This window comes from Synechococcus sp. MU1617 (genome assembly GCF_020514235.1).
In the GTDB taxonomy this organism is placed as follows: Bacteria; Cyanobacteriota; Cyanobacteriia; order PCC-6307; family Cyanobiaceae; genus Parasynechococcus.
This window is the reverse complement of record NZ_VTLB01000004.1, coordinates 19,868-35,193: the sequence shown is the minus strand read 5'-3', so window position 1 is coordinate 35,193 and position 15,326 is coordinate 19,868. Positions and strand designations below refer to the sequence as shown.

Below are 15,326 nucleotides of genomic sequence, written 5' to 3'. Positions count from 1 at the left end.
ATGAGCCTTTCTCTGTTCGAATTGTTCAGGTTGATGGTCTTTGCTTTTGGAAATATTTCAATTTGATCAACAGCTAGGTCTTGGCACTCATGGCTTGAGAGTGCCAAGCTTCTGCCAGCATTCTTGAGCCGATGCCTCTGATCAATGTGCGCACGTCGCTGCCAGCGTTGAAGGATGGATCAGCGTTATTGCAGGCCCTTTCGTCCGAGTTGGCCAACCAGACGGGCAAGCCGGAGGCCTACGTGATGACGCTCCTGGAGACAGGCGTGCCGATGACCTTCGCCGGCAGCCTCGAGCCCTGTGCCTATGTGGAGGTGAAGTCGATCGGTGCCCTGCGTCCGCCTGCGATGACAGCTGCGTTCTGTGAGCTGATTCATGCACGCACCGGAATTCCTGCCAACCGGGTGTACATCGGTTTTGAGGATGTGCAGGCGAGCTGTTGGGGGTGGAACGGCACCACCTTTGGGTAACAACAGCTGCTAACAGCACGTAACAAGCCAAGTCACGCCCTCGATCACCTTGCTTAGCGTTTTCCCAGCACGGATGATTTCTGTGAGTGAATCCTTCGGTGGTCTGCCCAACAAGGAGTTGGGTTCTGGTGTGTCGCAGTGGTGGCGTGAGCGGGTCCAGCACCTGATTGATTGCGGTCGTGCTGAAGATGCCCGCTGCCTTTACCTGGAGTTCGGGGAAGACAGTGCAGGAACTCTGAATTTCTAAAAACGCCCCATAAAAAAGGAGGGTTCCCTAGGCCCTCCCGGAGTCGACGCATTACCCCTCACCGGGGTGCGCCAATTGTTACGTGCTGAACACTCAAGCGCTGTAAGTGTTGATACTTATTCCTGGCCTCAGCAATCAACTTAGGGATTGTTCCTGACGCCGCAGGATTTCATAGGCCTGCCAAAGACCTTCAACGTCAGAGCACACCGCATGGCGACTGCAGACGCGGTAGCGGCCCTGGCCGATGGCATCAATGGTTGTGCCCTTGGACGTGGCGCAGATGCGACTGATGCTCTCCATGGGTATCGCTCAGTGGATCAAGGATCTAAAGCCGCAAGGGGGCGGCTTGCACATCTGATTTGCAGTTCTAAATCTCTTTGGTGGGAGAAAAGATCCATGGCTAAAGGTTCACCGCCACAAAAAAACCGGGGCTGGCCCGGTTTTTGTTCAGATTTGCACCGGCGTTTCAAACGCTCAGGCTTTCGAAGGCTTGGTGGTGAGTGCAGCAGACATGGCGGAAGCCAGGAGCACGCATCCGGCGACGGCGAGGAAACCCATGGATCAAGGGGGAGGGAATGACAAAGGCATCATTCCCACAGCTGGCGTCAGCTTTTGTTGCTGTTGGCACGGAATTCGGAAGAGCCTTGCTTTTGGCCGTTCTCGGTCGTTTTCAGAGGCATCTCCTGGCGGTCGAGACATGATGAACACAGCAATTTTCCCTTGTTGCGCCAGTAAGCCGCCATCGAGCGTTCGATGCGCATGGAGCATCCCTCACAGCGAAATAACGGCATCGGCGGCTTCGCGAGGATGCTCTTCTAACGCAACGGTGCGGCTGAACAGGTGTTCTCTGTGACGATGGGTGCGCTTCGCTCGCCCAAGCCTTGTGATGCAGGCCTTGCGTTTGTTGCTGCTCACCCTGATGGCGCCTGTGGCTTCTGCCTCAACGGCCTTTCAGCCCTTGGATCGGGTGGAGAGTTGGTTGATCGAGCGACGTTTGGACGAAAACCAGGATCCGATCTGCCGTGCGTCTGTGCCAGGACCTGGCACCTGGTTCTCGGCACGGGTTCATCTGGATGCGGATGATGTGATGGTGGTGCCTGCCGGGCTGCAGCGGCCGGACGAGACGAGGCTGGAAGCTGTGCGTGATGCGCTCCGTCGCTGTCGCGCCAGTGTTCTTTATCTGTAGTGGATAAAGCTTTGTGGCTGGGCCCGCTGCTGATCTGAAATCGGGCTATGAAATCAGGGTCGGCAGTTGCAAAATCGTCGACTCCTCACACCACCCGAGCCTCCGCAAATCGCGGGGGCTTTTTTTTGATTGATCCCGAACAGCACCTTTTGATTTTGTGCTCAGCAAATGGTTTGCGGTTGTGATGTTTTTAACTGCTTTATCTCTGATGTATTGCATCGAGAGGCTTGATACGGGAGGTCAGTGGATCCAGGAGATCTGCTTCAAAACGGAGTTCAAAGCCTTTGTGAACGCCCGCACCAAATCACGCGCCACTTTGAAGACCTATCGCGTGGTGCATGCCACCTGGAATCAGGTGGTCACCGTTGTGCAGGGGGCAGCTGAATCCCATTGATCAGCCTTGCTTCGGCCTTCTCGGGCCGTTGCGATCCCGAAGACTTCAAGGCACTTCCTGGGATGCGGAAAGTTCTGAGCCATAACCAGTGGCCCAGGCGTCTTGGACATGATCCTCACGCGGTATCTCAGCAGTGAAGGTTGGGTGGAGGAGTGTTCCCATGCCAATGCTTTTGATGCCTACATCGATGCACGGCGGTGCTGCGTGCTCCGAGGCTGTCCTTACCTTCTGGTGGATTCAGAGACCGGCAGCACGGTTTCGGTGCTCACGGTGAAGCAGTGTTTGCACCAGTACGGCATCGATGGAGATTTTTTGGCGTGATTCATTCGGTGGTGTGACGCAAGAGCCGGCAGGATGGCGGTTGCTGAAACCTCCCAATGGCGACGTTTCTGGTGACCGGCGCAAACCGTGGGATCGGCTTGGAATACTGCCGCCAGCTCAAGGCCCGAGGCGATGATGTGGTGGCGGTTTGCCGGCAAGCCAGTGATGAACTGGAGGGCCTGGGGGTGAGGGTGGAAGCCGGCCTTGAGTTGAGCGATAGCCAAGCCATTGATGACTTGGAGCAGCGTCTGGATGGCTTGCCCCTCGATGGCGTCATCCTCAATGCCGGGATTTTGCAGTCGATGGGCCTAATGGATTTGGATCCCGATGGCATTCGTCGACAGTTTGAGGTGAATGCCCTTGCTCCTTTGCTGCTGGCCAGGGCTTTGGTGGATCAGATGCCCAGCGGAGCCAAGTTGGTGCTGATGACTAGCCGCATGGGGTCCATCGACGACAACAGCTCGGGAGGCTCCTATGGCTATCGGATGTCGAAGGTGGCCCTCAACATGGCTGGAAAATCGTTGGCGATTGATCTGGAACCGCGGGGCATCGCTGTGGCGATTTTGCATCCCGGATTGGTGCGCACCCGCATGATTCGTTTCAATCCAAGCGGGATTCCGCCCGAGCAGTCGGTGAAGGGGCTGTTGGCCCGGATTGATGGCTTGACGCTGGCCACCAGCGGCAGCTTCTGGCATGCCAATGGTGACTTGTTGCCGTGGTGAGACGGGAGACATGCTTTGGGATTTGATCCGCGTCATTGGTCAGGCGGACGCCCTGAACAACGGGTCACCAGCAATGTTGAGGCGTTGCTGGCGGAGAACGACGCCTTACGCCGCGAGCTGTCGCGGCTTAACCGTGAGTTGGAGCGACTGCAACGTCCGCAACGCCAACGCATTCGTACGGAACCCAGATCCCATCGCCCTTGGAGCGAGCCATCGGCGCAAGCTCAACCGCGCATCAGCAGCCAACAGGTGCGGGTATGGGGGCAGGCCCTCGCCCAGCAGCCGGGATGGACGGCACTGCGTCAGAGCGGGTTGGAGGTCTTGGTTGATCAGCTCAACCGCAGTAGTTTCCCTGCCCACTTAACTCTTGATCAGCGACTGGACCGACTGGTTCCTGGCCTGGGAACAGATCTCCTTGCAGCGGTGGGAGCCAAACCAAACAAGCAAACAACGGCAGTTTTGGCGGCGTTTGCGTTGTTTGGAGTTCGCGCCAGTGAATGGCTGGATGAGGATCCACGGCGGGTGGTGGAGCAGCTGCGTCAGCGCCAGGACCGATCAGGTTCCAGAAGGCAGGGTCGCCGCACCCGAACGGATCAACGTCAAACGGATCGTCAGGACGATGGCGATGCCCGTGATCCACGCCGTGCAGCTTTAAGGGTGTTGGGCTTGGACGCCAATGCGTCTCTGGCGGAGATCAAGCAGGCGCATCGAAAACTGGTGAAGCAGCATCATCCCGATCTCGGTGGTTCGGCGGAAGCTTTTCGACGCGTCAATGAGGCCTACCAGTCGTTGGTTCAATAACGCGTTGGTTCGATAGCGCAGCCCTGATCGTTTTGATGGGTGTTGTCCGATGATTTGAGGCAGTAATCAGGTCGCGTTGATGCCGGTCGAAGTTGGGGTGGTGCTGATTGGTGCTGGATTTGCCGTGGGTGTGTCCCTCGCCGTCGCGGTTTGGTTTGAACGTTGGAAGGCAAAGCAGCCAGATCCTGAAGGCGAATGAGCCATAAAAAAAGCCCCGCCGAGGCGGGGCTTGAAAGAGGTTGTGCTGTTGTCAGCGGGATACTTTCTGACCGCGATAAACAAGAACAGGACGCTGGGCGTTGGATGCGGCAGCGTTGTTCTGGTTGTACTTCTGGCCGCGATAGGTCAGGGTCATGATGAGTTCCTCGAAGCAAGCTCAGGTCCCCGTTCCATGGCCTGAATCGAACTGCGCCTCGCCGAAGACGAGGTGAACGTGAATGCGTAGCAGTTGCTACAGATCCTTTATAGGAGTGGTGCAATCCCACGTGTCGTTCGCGCTGTTACAGAACAAGAATTTTGTTCGGCTCAGGCCTTCAAAGGCTTCAAGCACGTTTGGGAGGTGTATGCACCGGACGCGGCTTGAGTTCTGGTGTTTTTTGAGTCATTACGGCTGAAGGAGAATTGAATCGATTCTGTCGCCGCTTGACTGGTGGAAATGATGGATCGGCTACCGATCTCGAGGCTCAAGCTCTGAACCTTCTGGCCCGGACTCAAAGCTTCCATTAATTCGTTGTTCTGCTGAACAGTTCGTCTGCGATTGGGTGATCTTTGATGCTTACTCAGTGTGAAGCTAATGGCGCCCATAGACGCCATCCGTACGGTAAGTGCAGATCAGTTTTGGCGGTCATGAACAGCGCTCAGAGCAAGGATGATTGGGTGAAGGCTCAGCAGCACAAGTTCCATAAACCTATTGATGTGGACACCTTGATGTGGGTGCGCAATCGCTTGATGCGTTTGGAAGTGGAGGCCCGTTGGGCCGACCGCATTTGTGTGTTTGAAGAGTTTTTCCCGAATGACGCGATCATTCCGCGCATTTAAACCTTCGCCATGTTTTTGACTGTCTTTGGCCAGAAGGGTGGTGTGGCAAAAACCTGCACCAGCATTCATTTGGCTTGTGTCTGGGCCCAGCAGGGTCTGTCGGTGTGTGTTGTTGATGCGGACCGCAATCGGTCAGCAACCGCTTATGCCGCCCGGGGGATGCTTCCGTTTGAGGTGGTGCCGGTGGAGGCTGCAGCGAAAGCCACCCGCCACGCCCAGGTGATCATCACCGACGGGCAGGCCAGCAGCCACGAGGATGAACTCAAAAATCTTTCGGCGGGAGCAGATCTTGTTTTGCTGCCAACCACGCCGCAGGCGAGATCAGTGGAGCTCACCGTTGAACTCTCTTCAATCCTCAGACAGATGGACACCATGCATGCCGCGTTGTTGGTGAAGGTGGACAGCCGAAAACAACGGGTTGCGCAGGAAGCACGCCAGATTTTGGAGGGTTTTGATGTGGATGTGATGCAGGCGGAAATCCCCTTGTTAGCGGCGTTTGAAAAAGCTGAGGTGGAGGGTGTATGCGTATCGAATGCTGTGGATGATCGTGGTCGTGCCGATCTACGGCGCATGGGGGGCTGGGCGGCCTATCGCCAGGCAGCTGTTCAGATCCGTGATCGCTTGACGGCAGCAATGCCTGACGCGATTAGTGCTTGATCAAGAAACACCTCACTTCCGGCGTCGGTCGCCAATCAGACAGATCTTCTGCGCTTCATCCGTAATCCTGGTCACAGCTGATTGAAGGTTGATGGGACGCAGTTCTTGGTTGAAAAATCCCACCCGTTGTTCAGCAGCATCCACCTGGCAGCCCCAATCTCAATCTGCTCTTTCTGGCCAGGTCACGGTGAAGCCCTCCACCGCGGCTGTTCTGCTCAAGAAGCCAAGCGTCTCCAATAAAGCCGCATGATCGAAGCGGTTGTGATGCTTGCCATCGGTTTGTCGATGGCCGGCATGGTTCTTGGCAATCTGAACAACGACCAGTCCGTTTAAGTTCAAAAGCGGTTGCTGCTTTGGATGATGCCATTGCTTGCCTTCATGCTCGGGCAGCTTGAGATCAGCAATCTCACAGCGGCCTTCCTCGTCCTGGTTGCGGTTGTCTTTGTGGGCAGCTTCGCTGTGGTGTCGTTGCAGACCGGTGAGCTGATCAAACCACCCAAAAATGACTGACACGTTTGAGTTGAATGGTCGGCAGATCGTTCTGAAAGCATCCAGTGACCGTGTCGTCGCTGAACGGGTGATGCGTCACATTCAACGGCGCATTGATGAAGACGACTGGCGGCCTTACCGCTCCCAAACTGATGCCTTGCGGGCATGGGCCCGTCTCGGTGGCATTCGGGTCCAAGTGCTTGAGGCTCTGAACTTGCTCTGATTGAGCACTAGAGCTTCATGATGCATTGATCATTCACGGAACTTTCAAAGGGTGATGCCTGAGCAACCCAAGGCCATGAACGCTGAGGCCTCCCATGTGGTGGTGATCGGCGCTGGCTGGGCCGGCTGGGGTGCCGCCAAAGCTCTCTGTGAAGCAGGCGTTTGCGTCACCCTGATCGATGGGATGTCGGATCCCACGGGGAGGACGGCGATGCGCACCGCCACTGGCAAACCCTTTGAAGCCGGCACCCGGGGCTTTTGGAGGGATTACCCCAACATCAATGCGCTGACAGATGAGCTTGGGCTCACTGATGTGTTCACTGAATTCACCACCAGCGCCTTCTGGTCCCCCGCCGGTCTGGAGGCCACTGCGCCGGTGTTCGGTGATGGGCTGCAGCTCCCCAGCCCCCTGGGGCAGGCCATGGCGACGATCAAGAACTTCAAGCGCCTGCCTGTTGCCGATCGCTTGAGCATTGCCGGCCTACTGGTGGCGATGCTTGATCTGAATCGAAACGAGGCGACATTCCGGCGTTACGACGCCATCGATGCGTTGACCCTGTTCCGCCAACTGGGAATCAGTGAGCGGATGATCGACGAGTTTTTGCGTCCGATTCTCCTGGTGGGGCTGTTCAAGCCACCGGAGGAATTATCGGCAGCCGTCACCATGGAGCTGCTCTACTACTACGCCCTGGCGCATCAAGACTCCTTTGATGTGCGGTGGATGCGTTCCGGCAGCATCGCCGAGCAGTTGATCGCTCCCCTGGCTGAACGCTTGCTGGACTCTGGCCTGCTCACTGTCTTGGCAGGAACGTTGGCTACGCGCCTCAATCTTGATCACTCCAGTGAAGCGACCCAGTCGGTGGAGGTCCGCTCCCAAGCAACTGGACGCTCCAGCGTTATCGATGACGTTGATGCGGTTGTGCTGGCGGTAGGTGCCAAGGGCATGAATGCCCTGATGGCACAGTCGCCGGGCTGCAGGGATGTGCTGCCGGAGCTGGTGGCCGCTGGCAGCTTGGGCGCGATCGATGTGGTGTCGGTGCGGTTGTGGATGGATCGCTACGTAGCGGTCGCCGACCCCGCCAATGTCTTCTCGCGCTTTGGCGCCTTGCAGGGTGCTGGCGCCACTTTTTTCATGCTGGACCAGCTGCAGAACGCGGATCAAGATGCACTCTGGGGTGGTGGTGAGCCCCAGGGCTCAGTGGTGGCCAGCGACTTCTACAACGCCACGGCGATCGCAGCGCTGAGTGATCAAGAGATCGTCGAAACCCTGCTGGATGAGCTGTTGCCCGAGGCGGTGCCGGGCTTTCGGTTCGCCCAGGTGCTGGAGTTTGAAGTGCGGCGTTACCCGGGCTCTGTGTCGTTGTTCTCCCCCGGGAGTTTCAACCAACGGCCGCCGCTGAAAACAGCACTTCCGTCGGTGGTCTGCGCTGGCGATTGGGTGCGGATGGGCGAACGCGAGCATGGTGCCAAGGGGCTGTGCCAGGAACGGGCCTACGTCTGCGGTCTTGAGGCGGCCAATGCCCTGCTGCGCAGTGGGCTGGTGAGGGGGGCGAATGCATCGCCCCGTCATGAGCATCCGGTGCGTCCGATCCGTCCCGAAGAGCCCCAGGTGCTTTTGGGCCGGGCCCTCAACAAGCTCGTGATGGATCCCTTGGAGGCTTTGGGACTCCGTTGGCCTTGGTTGGCCTGAGCTCAGAAATTAAGGTGGCCTGAGAGCCAGAGTTCCTGCCAAGACCCCGCGGCTGAGGCATTCAGCGCCATCAAGATCGTCACGCTGATGCCGCCCAGGGTTAGCCCCACCCCCATCATGATGAGGGCGGTCAGTCCTTCCGCTTCGGTGAGCGGTTGCTTTTCGAGAAAGCGACGCTTGGTCATGGCTGCTGATCCGATGCACCCGTTCTGCATCGGCCTAAGGGCACTTGGCAACTGGCCGTATCACTCATTCATGCAGAGCTGCGGGGGATGCCTCAGCGTTGCTTAGGTTGCTGTCCTGCGCTTGACGCTGCCCCGATGGGTTTCATCATGCAGCCATGACTGGTTTGATCTGTGGCATGACCGCCCTGTGGCTCCACGCCTGGTGGTGTTGCAGAACAACCAATTCGCCTGCAGTCAAACGCAGCTGGCCCTACCCACGGTCGTGGAAAAACAGCGCCGATTTGTATGAAAGGCCCTGTCGCCGCCACCGTCATCTCAGAGCGCGCACGCAACTCAGTGCACGCAGCCTCCGAATCGCTGGCAGCGCTCCAGCCTTAGTAGCGCAAGCTACAGAAAACGCGTAAGTTGAGCCGTCTGGATTTTTTCGTTGAACGGCAGCCAATCGGTCGAGGCCAAGAGTGAGAAGCGCCGTCAGCAGCTGATGGGACTTTCGTTTGTGTCTGCGGCGCTTGGCGTTCTGGCGTTGTTGGCGATCCGTCTCGGCACCTGTTGCTCCTGGTTCGGTTCGCACTGACCTTTTCGGTTTTGCAGCTGGTGGTCAATGGTGTCAGCTGCCCGGGCAAGGCTGTATCAGCCACCAGATGTGGTGTCCAAAGCCCTTGATTGTGGCTGTAGGGCCGATATGTTTCGCTTGTTCCCCATCACCTGGCTTCAGCCCGTGCGGCTGGAGCTTTTTTATTGCCTCATCGCAAGATGTTGTATCCATGCAAACCATATTCCGATTGTCTTAAGTGACATCGCTTGGTTGCAACGGCCACATCGATACCGCGTTCCTTAAGTTGGATCACCTCGTCATCCCTTGATGTCTCCTGCCGAATTGTCGAGCATCAAATGGGAGCAAGATGGGGAAATGTCTGCGCAAGACACCTGGAATCTGGTGAAAAGGCTCACCAAGGTGGAAGAACAAGACAAGGCATCGAGCTTGTTGCATTTGTCGTCGAAACACAGCCACTCCAAGCGACCCAATCGTCGCTGAACTGGCCTTTTACCCCCATTGCAGGAATGGAGATGGTCTGAACACTCCCTCCATTGAGGGACAGTTTTGCGTTGATGGTGTTGGTGATTTGGCTTGCTTCGATCTCATGGCGTTTGTCGAAGAGGTGTTGAGATAGCAGTTTCAGTACGCTTGTTGTCTGCCTGGGATCGTCATTGCCTTGGTGCTCTTTTGCGTCGGGGGTGGTGCCTCTAAATGTTGGTTCTCCCCCTTGATTTATCGCCCCAGAGTGATTGGTCCAGGTTCTGCATCAACCCATCCTTTGCTGGTTCGGGATGACACCAACGGTCTCAAGGTCATGGTGAGTGGCCTCCCTTCAGCAATGTCAACGCGCATGCCGCTGTAGGCATCTCCTTCAGCGCAGCCATTCCAGTTGCGTCCGATGAAGAGATTGTTGCTGGCGATCACGCTGCTGTTTCCTGCGTTGTCCTCTTCGATCAGCTCAGCCCCCTCACGCCGTTGCATGCGGAGCCCATAGCCGCTTCCTCCGCAGATCACCCAGTTGATCTCGCGATCAGCATGTCCGGTTTCATGGGTGCGCAGCACCTCCAAACAGTGGGCATGGCCACTGAGTACAAGATCCACAAGTGGCGAACTGAGGCTGTCCCCAAGAGATGACGCAACCTCGTCGAAGACATCCCTTAGGTGGTTGCGAACCGCCTGTGTATCGGCCTGATTCCATTTGGTTTTTTCTGTGACATAAGCGGGGTGATGCATCGTCAAGATGCGTCCGCGTGCATCGGGATCACGATGCGATGCGATCAGCCCTTCCTTAAGCCAGGTCAGTTGCTCGTGATCAACCGACGCACTGGGCCTGAAATGGCGTTGAAGATCGAAGCATTCCTCCTGCAGCGTTTCAAGTTCATCGAGGAGCGCATCGCGCTTCTCTTCACTGAGATTGCTGTTCGCCAAATCTCTGTAGAGAGTGGCCTGTTGTTGTTCAAGACTGCGAAGCTCTTGCCGACACTTAACGCTATTTGTTGACGGGTTGGATGTTGTCAACAGTGTGTTCGAATCGATTGCAAACACGTCAACACCGGCATGCCGGAAGCGGTAGTAGCGGTTGGGTAGTCGAGTGTTGATGCCGGGTTGGTAGCGCAGGCATCGCTTCCCGTTCCACGAAACGTCGTAGTGCTTATCCAGGTGATCGCCGAGATGGGCTAAGGGGATGTCAGCGAGAACATCAAGGAAGGCGCGGGCATAGGTTTCACCCTGCCGTGAGCCGCGCCAACCAGCGTCGATGTCGTGCATCCATTGCAGATGCCGTCGCAATGGCAGGGTGAGACCTGCGAGCAATGCCACGGGAATTGAGAGGTCGTAGTAGTCGTGATTTCCCGGAACCGGAAGGAAGGGTTGATTGAAGACCAGTCCCTCGTGGCTGATGGTTTGCCATTTCTCACTGTGCTGGAGCCATTCCCTGTAGGGCTTCAGAAAGTTGTCGCGGTACTGATCAGCAGCCCCAATCAGATACACCACGTCTCCGGTGTGAAGCAGAAAGGCAGCGTCTGTTTTGTGGGGCAGAAGACGTTCGGCAATGCGACGGGGTGGGCTGTGGTGCCGATGACGACCCGTGCCACTGTCGCCAAGCACGAGGAAGTGAAAGGCATCGTGCGCAGCGGGGTTGCCATTGGCGTTGTTAATCACGAGTCGGGTTTGATCGATCCCGCGACGCATCAGTTCCGGATGCTGCCAGCGCACGCGCTTGCGCATCTGGCTGATCTTGCGTTGAAGGGAAGGATCGCTGGCGAAATTCAAAATTTCAGTGGGATGGGTGCCACCACTTGCAAGGCTTGAGGGTTCACGCTCACCGTGACCGTTTGTGCATCAAGCACTTCGCCATCAATCACCAGTTTCTGAACGTCATTCAACTTGATTTGAATCTGCTTGGTTCGAAAACAGGCAATGTTGCTGTGGTTGGCATTGCTGCTTTTAATAGCCGACCAGGCGAGGCTGGATAGCACCGAAAAACCACCAATGCGGTCTTTGGGGGTGGCCACAATCACTTCAAGAAGCCCATCATCGGGAATCACTTCCCCGAACCCCTGGGCCATCACGGAGGTGGCTGGTGCAGCATTGGCCACGGTGATGGCGCTCGTATCCAGCTGGTATTCGTTGCCATCGATTTGCATGGTGGCTTGGAATGGTTGTTGGTCCACCAGCTGCCTGGCACCAGAAAAGATGTAGGCCATGGGGCCAAGGATGTTTTTCAGTTCACGACTGGCTTTATCCACCATCCCCGCTTCAAAGCCAAGGCCAGCGAGAAGGATCATGGGTCGGTCGTTGCAAACGGCGACATCGACACGTCGCAGATTGCCCAGAAGCAAATTGGTGCAGGCGGCCTTCACTCCTGTGGGGATACCCAGGGCAACGGAAAATGCGTTGGCTGTGCCGCGGGGAATGATGCCCAGTGGAATATCACTGCCCTGCAGGGCACTGGCAACAGCTCCAACGGTTCCGTCCCCTCCCGAGGCAATGATGATCGACTCGCCCTCTCCTTCTTTCTCGAATGCTTTGATCTCCTTGATCAATTCTTTGGCTTGGTCTGCAGGATCAAGGTCAGGCTGGGTTTTCCAAACCTGCAGCATGAACTGCGGTTCGAGATAGCTACGAATCTCTGCGAGTTCTACCTCAGGATCCCCTTGTCCGGCGATTGGATTGAAAATCAGATAACCCCGCCGACTCCGTTTCACGCCCTGCAACAGGGCGGATGCCGTGGCTGGATTCAGTGCGATCGGTAAGTCGCAGAGCAGGGCCGCTCGTACCAGTGGTTCGGCGAGCACATCCCTGCTCATTTGTTCAGGTGGAGCAGGGAAATGGATCAGGCCACTGATCTCTCCTTCGAGGACCTTGGCGGCCATGCTGATATCCCCACCGTCACGAATGGCACGACAGGGAATGATCGAAAGCCCACCTAATTCATGGCGCAGGGTGAGCTCCTCGATCACGTCTTCGGCGATGAGAAGAGAAAAACCCGAGAGCAGCTGGGTGTTATTGGTGATCCAGGTCCCCATGGCGGGGCAAACATCTGGATCGGCATTCAAGACAATGTTGGAGGGCATGGCTCAACCTTGGAGATGTTGTCTCTCTGTGTTGTTGTTGGTTGTCTCTTCGTGGTTGGTTAGGGCTGTAATGCCGCTTGCTCCCGCTTGCAGCTGATCGAGTTCGCACTGTTGTTGGCGGCTTGCTGCGCCTTCACTTCTTTGCGTGCTGCCCGCAGATCAGCACGGAACACGGGGTTGGCATGCAGTTGTGCCACCGTTGCTGCGCCAATGAGCTGCCCCGCTTGAACGTCGCTGTGCCAGTGAACGTTGCAGATGTTTCGGCTCCTTCCGTAATCCATTCCCCGTTGGAGGATTTGATCCTGTTGGTTGGGGGCAATCTCACTGAGGATCAGAGCCCAGGCCCAGCCCACAGAGGTGTGACCAGATGGGTAGGAGCCGTCGGTTCGCAGAGCATTCTCATCATCAGGGGTGCAGATCGACTCCCCATTGCTCATGAACGGCCTTGATCGCTGGTAGTGGTTCTTGGCTTTGTAAGACGCCAATCCCGCATCGGTGAGTGATCGACGCAGGAGCGTGTAAAGCCTCGGTGTGCGTTCTTCTGAAATTTCGATGCCCAAACTGCAGGAAAAGATCGATGCGGCGGCAGGAAAGTTCAGATCGGCATCCGTTGCTGCTTGGCTCCAGCGTGCAGTGCCTTCATGTGAAAAATTGGCCTTGGCGATCTCTTCATCGAGTGCCTGTGCTGCTGATCCAGGTACCGGTGGAGGAGCAAGCAGTTTGAGGGAGTCGGGAAGCGTTTTCGGATCGAGGTAGCCCTGCAGGAGACCGTGTTTCAACTCCTTCAGATCACTTGGTGATCCGACGTTGGATTCGCAGTAGGTGGGTTGTCCTGCTTCTGCCGGGAGACCTGTGATGCCTCCTAGTCCGAAAAGCGCCAACACCAAAAGACCCAGTTCAATCCGACGCATTAGGAGGCACCAGCCTGGCATCTTCAGAAATAGCTATTTCGTTTCATGAGAGCCATATAAACGACTGGATGCCGTTCGAATCGGCTCATCTCACCTCTTTTTGATGGTCATCGAGCTTTTTTCTGAGACGTTGGATAGTGAACCTGGGTGATTTCCCCATTTGAGGGAGGGCCAAGCCCGGAAAGTTCACCCATTTGGTGGATGGGGATGGATCCGTTGGTGCCAATCAGTTGGTTGAAACGGCTACAGGAGTTCTATGATTTCGCGCTCTCTCGATAAGGACCCACAGCGGCCTTGACCAACAAACTCATCGTCGGCAGTGAGGAGTGGTGCTCCCTGCCAGGGCTTGGATTGCCGGCGATTAAGGCACGCGTCGATTCCGGCGCGGCGACGTCGTCGTTGCATGCCTTCAACATTGTCCCCTTCCAGAGGGATGGTGAGCTGTGGATCAGTTTTGAGGTGCATCCGCTCCAGAACGACCGCAGTGTGGTGGTGCGCCATGAGGCGCCGGTGCTGGAGCAACGCGGCGTGCGCAACACCAGTGGCATCTCGGAAACCCGCTATGTGATTCGGGAAGAGTTGGTGCTCGGCGAGAAGCGTTGGCCGATTGAACTCACCCTCACGAACAGGGATGCGATGGGCTACCGGATGTTGCTCGGTCGCGAGGCAATGGTGGGGCGCGTGCTTGTGGATCCTGAGGGGAGCCATCAACTGGGTGACGTTGAACCGGCCCACCTGGAAGGGATGTATGCGGCCTTGCGCACCGAACGCACGGGCCTCCGCATTGCTCTGCTCGCCTCGGATCCAGAGCTTTACAGCAACCGTCGACTGCTGGAGGCGGGTGAGGAGCGCGGACACCGCATGGAATTCCTCAACGTCAAGCAGTGCTACATGCGGCTCGATCCGCAGAACCCCGAGATGCATTACCGGGGTGGCAATGTGCTCGAGCGCATCGATGCGGTGATCCCCCGCATTCGTCCGAGCGTCACCTTCTACGGATGCGCGATCACCCGTCAGTTTGAGGCGATGGGCATTCGTGTTCTCAATGCTGCTGAGCCGATCAAACGATCCCGCGACAAGCTTCTGGCGTCACAGCTGTTTGTGCGCCATGGGCTGAGCATGCCGGTTACCGGTTTTGCCAGTTCTCCGCTCGACACCAAGGATCTGATCAAGATGGTGGGCGGCGCACCGCTGATCCTCAAGCTTCTGGAGGGCGCCCAAGGGCGTGGCGTCGTTTTGGCGGAAACCCAGAAGGCTGCAGAGAGTGTGATCAATGCCATGAAGAGCCTGAACGCCAACTTGCTGGTTCAGGAATTCATCAAGGAGGCCGGTGGAAAGGACCTGCGTTGTTTCGTGATTGGCAACAAGGTGGTGTCGGCCATTGAGCGGACAGCTGCAGTGGGCGACTTTCGCTCCAACATTCACCAGGGTGGTTCAGCTCAAGCGGTGCGCATCCGGCCTGAGGAGCGCAAGCTGGCTGTGGCGGCGACACGGGCGCTCGGCCTTGACGTGGCCGGTGTAGACATCATCCGCTCGGAGCGTGGGCCCTTGCTTCTGGAGGTGAATTCCAGCCCTGGGCTCGAGGGAATTGAAACGGCGACGGGTAAGGATCTCGCCGGTCAAATGATTCAGGAAGTGGAGCGAAAACTGGGTTGGGTTCGTTCCTGTTCGACCCCCGCTCTGGTCGCTTCTTGATCTGGTGTGTTGGGCGGGAGCCTTGGTTTTCTGCCCTAACCGATGTTCACCTTTTACTTAAATGTTTCGATGCTGGCTCTGCTGGTGTTGCTGATTTGGCTTGCTTCGATCTCCTGGCGATTGTCGAAGCGACGTTGAGATCAACCAGGCGGTGCGGATTTGCATCGCGATGCTCTGATTACGTT

At 56.9% G+C, this 15,326-nt stretch carries 22 protein-coding genes and 1 pseudogene; 15 read left to right on the top strand and 8 right to left on the bottom strand.

Features of this window, described 5'->3' with window-relative positions; genetic code table 11:
• Nucleotides 1–131: 131 nt before the first annotated feature.
• The gene (locus tag FZZ90_RS09035) at nucleotides 132–470 is read left to right on the top strand and encodes a phenylpyruvate tautomerase MIF-related protein (RefSeq protein ID WP_226425368.1); all 339 of its coding nucleotides are present in this window, start codon (nucleotides 132–134) and stop codon (nucleotides 468–470) included.
• Between the two features lie 82 nt (nucleotides 471–552).
• Complete coding sequence (locus tag FZZ90_RS09030; protein ID WP_226425367.1) at nucleotides 553–717, top strand: hypothetical protein; 165 nt, start codon at nucleotides 553–555, stop codon at nucleotides 715–717.
• Between the two features lie 135 nt (nucleotides 718–852).
• Here FZZ90_RS09030 and FZZ90_RS09025 read toward each other — a convergent pair whose 3' ends face one another.
• Both FZZ90_RS09025 and FZZ90_RS09020 read right to left on the bottom strand, forming a co-directional pair.
• On the bottom strand, nucleotides 853–1,017 hold the full coding sequence (locus FZZ90_RS09025; RefSeq protein ID WP_226425366.1) for a hypothetical protein: 165 nt from the start codon (nucleotides 1,015–1,017) through the stop codon (nucleotides 853–855).
• A 305-nt stretch (nucleotides 1,018–1,322) separates the two neighbouring features.
• Complete coding sequence (locus FZZ90_RS09020) at nucleotides 1,323–1,478, bottom strand: hypothetical protein (RefSeq protein ID WP_226425365.1); 156 nt, start codon at nucleotides 1,476–1,478, stop codon at nucleotides 1,323–1,325.
• A gap of 98 nt (nucleotides 1,479–1,576) precedes the next feature.
• Between FZZ90_RS09020 and FZZ90_RS09015 the strand changes: the two genes are divergently transcribed.
• From FZZ90_RS09015 to FZZ90_RS08995, 5 genes are all read left to right on the top strand, one after another.
• The gene (locus FZZ90_RS09015) at nucleotides 1,577–1,903 is read left to right on the top strand and encodes a hypothetical protein (RefSeq protein WP_226425364.1); all 327 of its coding nucleotides are present in this window, start codon (nucleotides 1,577–1,579) and stop codon (nucleotides 1,901–1,903) included.
• Between the two features lie 208 nt (nucleotides 1,904–2,111).
• Complete coding sequence (locus FZZ90_RS09010; RefSeq protein WP_226400180.1) at nucleotides 2,112–2,297, top strand: hypothetical protein; 186 nt, start codon at nucleotides 2,112–2,114, stop codon at nucleotides 2,295–2,297.
• 108 nt (nucleotides 2,298–2,405) lie between these two features.
• Complete coding sequence (locus FZZ90_RS09005; RefSeq protein ID WP_226425363.1) at nucleotides 2,406–2,618, top strand: hypothetical protein; 213 nt, start codon at nucleotides 2,406–2,408, stop codon at nucleotides 2,616–2,618.
• Nucleotides 2,619–2,674: 56 nt separating this feature from the next.
• Nucleotides 2,675–3,340 (top strand): SDR family oxidoreductase, encoded by a 666-nt coding sequence (locus FZZ90_RS09000; protein WP_226425362.1) that lies wholly within the window; start codon nucleotides 2,675–2,677, stop codon nucleotides 3,338–3,340.
• A 15-nt stretch (nucleotides 3,341–3,355) separates the two neighbouring features.
• On the top strand, nucleotides 3,356–4,141 hold the full coding sequence (locus tag FZZ90_RS08995) for a J domain-containing protein (RefSeq protein ID WP_226425361.1): 786 nt from the start codon (nucleotides 3,356–3,358) through the stop codon (nucleotides 4,139–4,141).
• Nucleotides 4,142–4,391: 250 nt separating this feature from the next.
• Here FZZ90_RS08995 and FZZ90_RS08990 read toward each other — a convergent pair whose 3' ends face one another.
• Nucleotides 4,392–4,496 (bottom strand): DUF4278 domain-containing protein, encoded by a 105-nt coding sequence (locus FZZ90_RS08990; protein ID WP_226425360.1) that lies wholly within the window; start codon nucleotides 4,494–4,496, stop codon nucleotides 4,392–4,394.
• A gap of 491 nt (nucleotides 4,497–4,987) precedes the next feature.
• Between FZZ90_RS08990 and FZZ90_RS08985 the strand changes: the two genes are divergently transcribed.
• Nucleotides 4,988–5,179 (top strand): hypothetical protein, encoded by a 192-nt coding sequence (locus FZZ90_RS08985; protein WP_226400170.1) that lies wholly within the window; start codon nucleotides 4,988–4,990, stop codon nucleotides 5,177–5,179.
• A 9-nt stretch (nucleotides 5,180–5,188) separates the two neighbouring features.
• Complete coding sequence (locus tag FZZ90_RS08980; protein ID WP_226425359.1) at nucleotides 5,189–5,836, top strand: ParA family protein; 648 nt, start codon at nucleotides 5,189–5,191, stop codon at nucleotides 5,834–5,836.
• A 159-nt stretch (nucleotides 5,837–5,995) separates the two neighbouring features.
• Here FZZ90_RS08980 and FZZ90_RS08975 read toward each other — a convergent pair whose 3' ends face one another.
• On the bottom strand, nucleotides 5,996–6,349 hold the full coding sequence (locus FZZ90_RS08975) for a hypothetical protein (RefSeq protein ID WP_226425358.1): 354 nt from the start codon (nucleotides 6,347–6,349) through the stop codon (nucleotides 5,996–5,998).
• Here FZZ90_RS08975 and FZZ90_RS08970 point away from each other — a divergent pair.
• Nucleotides 6,339–6,548, top strand: coding sequence for a hypothetical protein (locus FZZ90_RS08970; protein WP_226425357.1), 210 nt, complete (start codon nucleotides 6,339–6,341; stop codon nucleotides 6,546–6,548). The genes FZZ90_RS08975 and FZZ90_RS08970 overlap by 11 nt on opposite strands.
• 54 nt (nucleotides 6,549–6,602) lie before the next feature.
• Nucleotides 6,603–8,237, top strand: a complete 1,635-nt coding sequence (locus FZZ90_RS08965) for an FAD-dependent oxidoreductase (protein WP_226425356.1) — start codon at nucleotides 6,603–6,605, stop codon at nucleotides 8,235–8,237.
• A gap of 2 nt (nucleotides 8,238–8,239) precedes the next feature.
• Here FZZ90_RS08965 and FZZ90_RS08960 read toward each other — a convergent pair whose 3' ends face one another.
• On the bottom strand, nucleotides 8,240–8,422 hold the full coding sequence (locus FZZ90_RS08960; RefSeq protein ID WP_226425355.1) for a hypothetical protein: 183 nt from the start codon (nucleotides 8,420–8,422) through the stop codon (nucleotides 8,240–8,242).
• Between the two features lie 427 nt (nucleotides 8,423–8,849).
• Here FZZ90_RS08960 and FZZ90_RS08955 point away from each other — a divergent pair, with 427 nt between their 5' ends.
• Entirely contained in the window at nucleotides 8,850–8,996 is a 147-nt protein-coding gene (locus tag FZZ90_RS08955; RefSeq protein WP_226425354.1) for a hypothetical protein, read from the top strand.
• 288 nt (nucleotides 8,997–9,284) lie between these two features.
• A complete protein-coding gene (locus FZZ90_RS08950; protein WP_226425353.1) occupies nucleotides 9,285–9,458 on the top strand; it encodes a hypothetical protein in 174 nt (57 codons plus the stop codon).
• Between the two features lie 234 nt (nucleotides 9,459–9,692).
• Here FZZ90_RS08950 and FZZ90_RS08945 read toward each other — a convergent pair whose 3' ends face one another.
• Genes FZZ90_RS08945 through FZZ90_RS08935 form a run of 3 tightly spaced genes read right to left on the bottom strand, consistent with a single transcriptional unit; the run spans nucleotide 9,693 to nucleotide 13,446 of the window.
• Nucleotides 9,693–11,186, bottom strand: a complete 1,494-nt coding sequence (locus FZZ90_RS08945; RefSeq protein WP_226425352.1) for a metallophosphoesterase — start codon at nucleotides 11,184–11,186, stop codon at nucleotides 9,693–9,695.
• A 41-nt stretch (nucleotides 11,187–11,227) separates the two neighbouring features.
• Entirely contained in the window at nucleotides 11,228–12,535 is a 1,308-nt protein-coding gene (locus FZZ90_RS08940; RefSeq protein WP_226425351.1) for a YegS/Rv2252/BmrU family lipid kinase, read from the bottom strand.
• Between the two features lie 59 nt (nucleotides 12,536–12,594).
• Nucleotides 12,595–13,446, bottom strand: a complete 852-nt coding sequence (locus FZZ90_RS08935) for a phosphatase PAP2 family protein (protein ID WP_226425350.1) — start codon at nucleotides 13,444–13,446, stop codon at nucleotides 12,595–12,597.
• Between the two features lie 294 nt (nucleotides 13,447–13,740).
• Here FZZ90_RS08935 and FZZ90_RS12885 point away from each other — a divergent pair.
• Nucleotides 13,741–14,133: pseudogene (locus tag FZZ90_RS12885) on the top strand (ATP-dependent zinc protease); the annotation flags it as partial.
• A 57-nt stretch (nucleotides 14,134–14,190) separates the two neighbouring features.
• Nucleotides 14,191–15,141 (top strand): 30S ribosomal protein S6--L-glutamate ligase, encoded by a 951-nt coding sequence (gene rimK, locus FZZ90_RS08925; protein ID WP_226425684.1) that lies wholly within the window; start codon nucleotides 14,191–14,193, stop codon nucleotides 15,139–15,141.
• Nucleotides 15,142–15,326 lie beyond the last annotated feature (185 nt).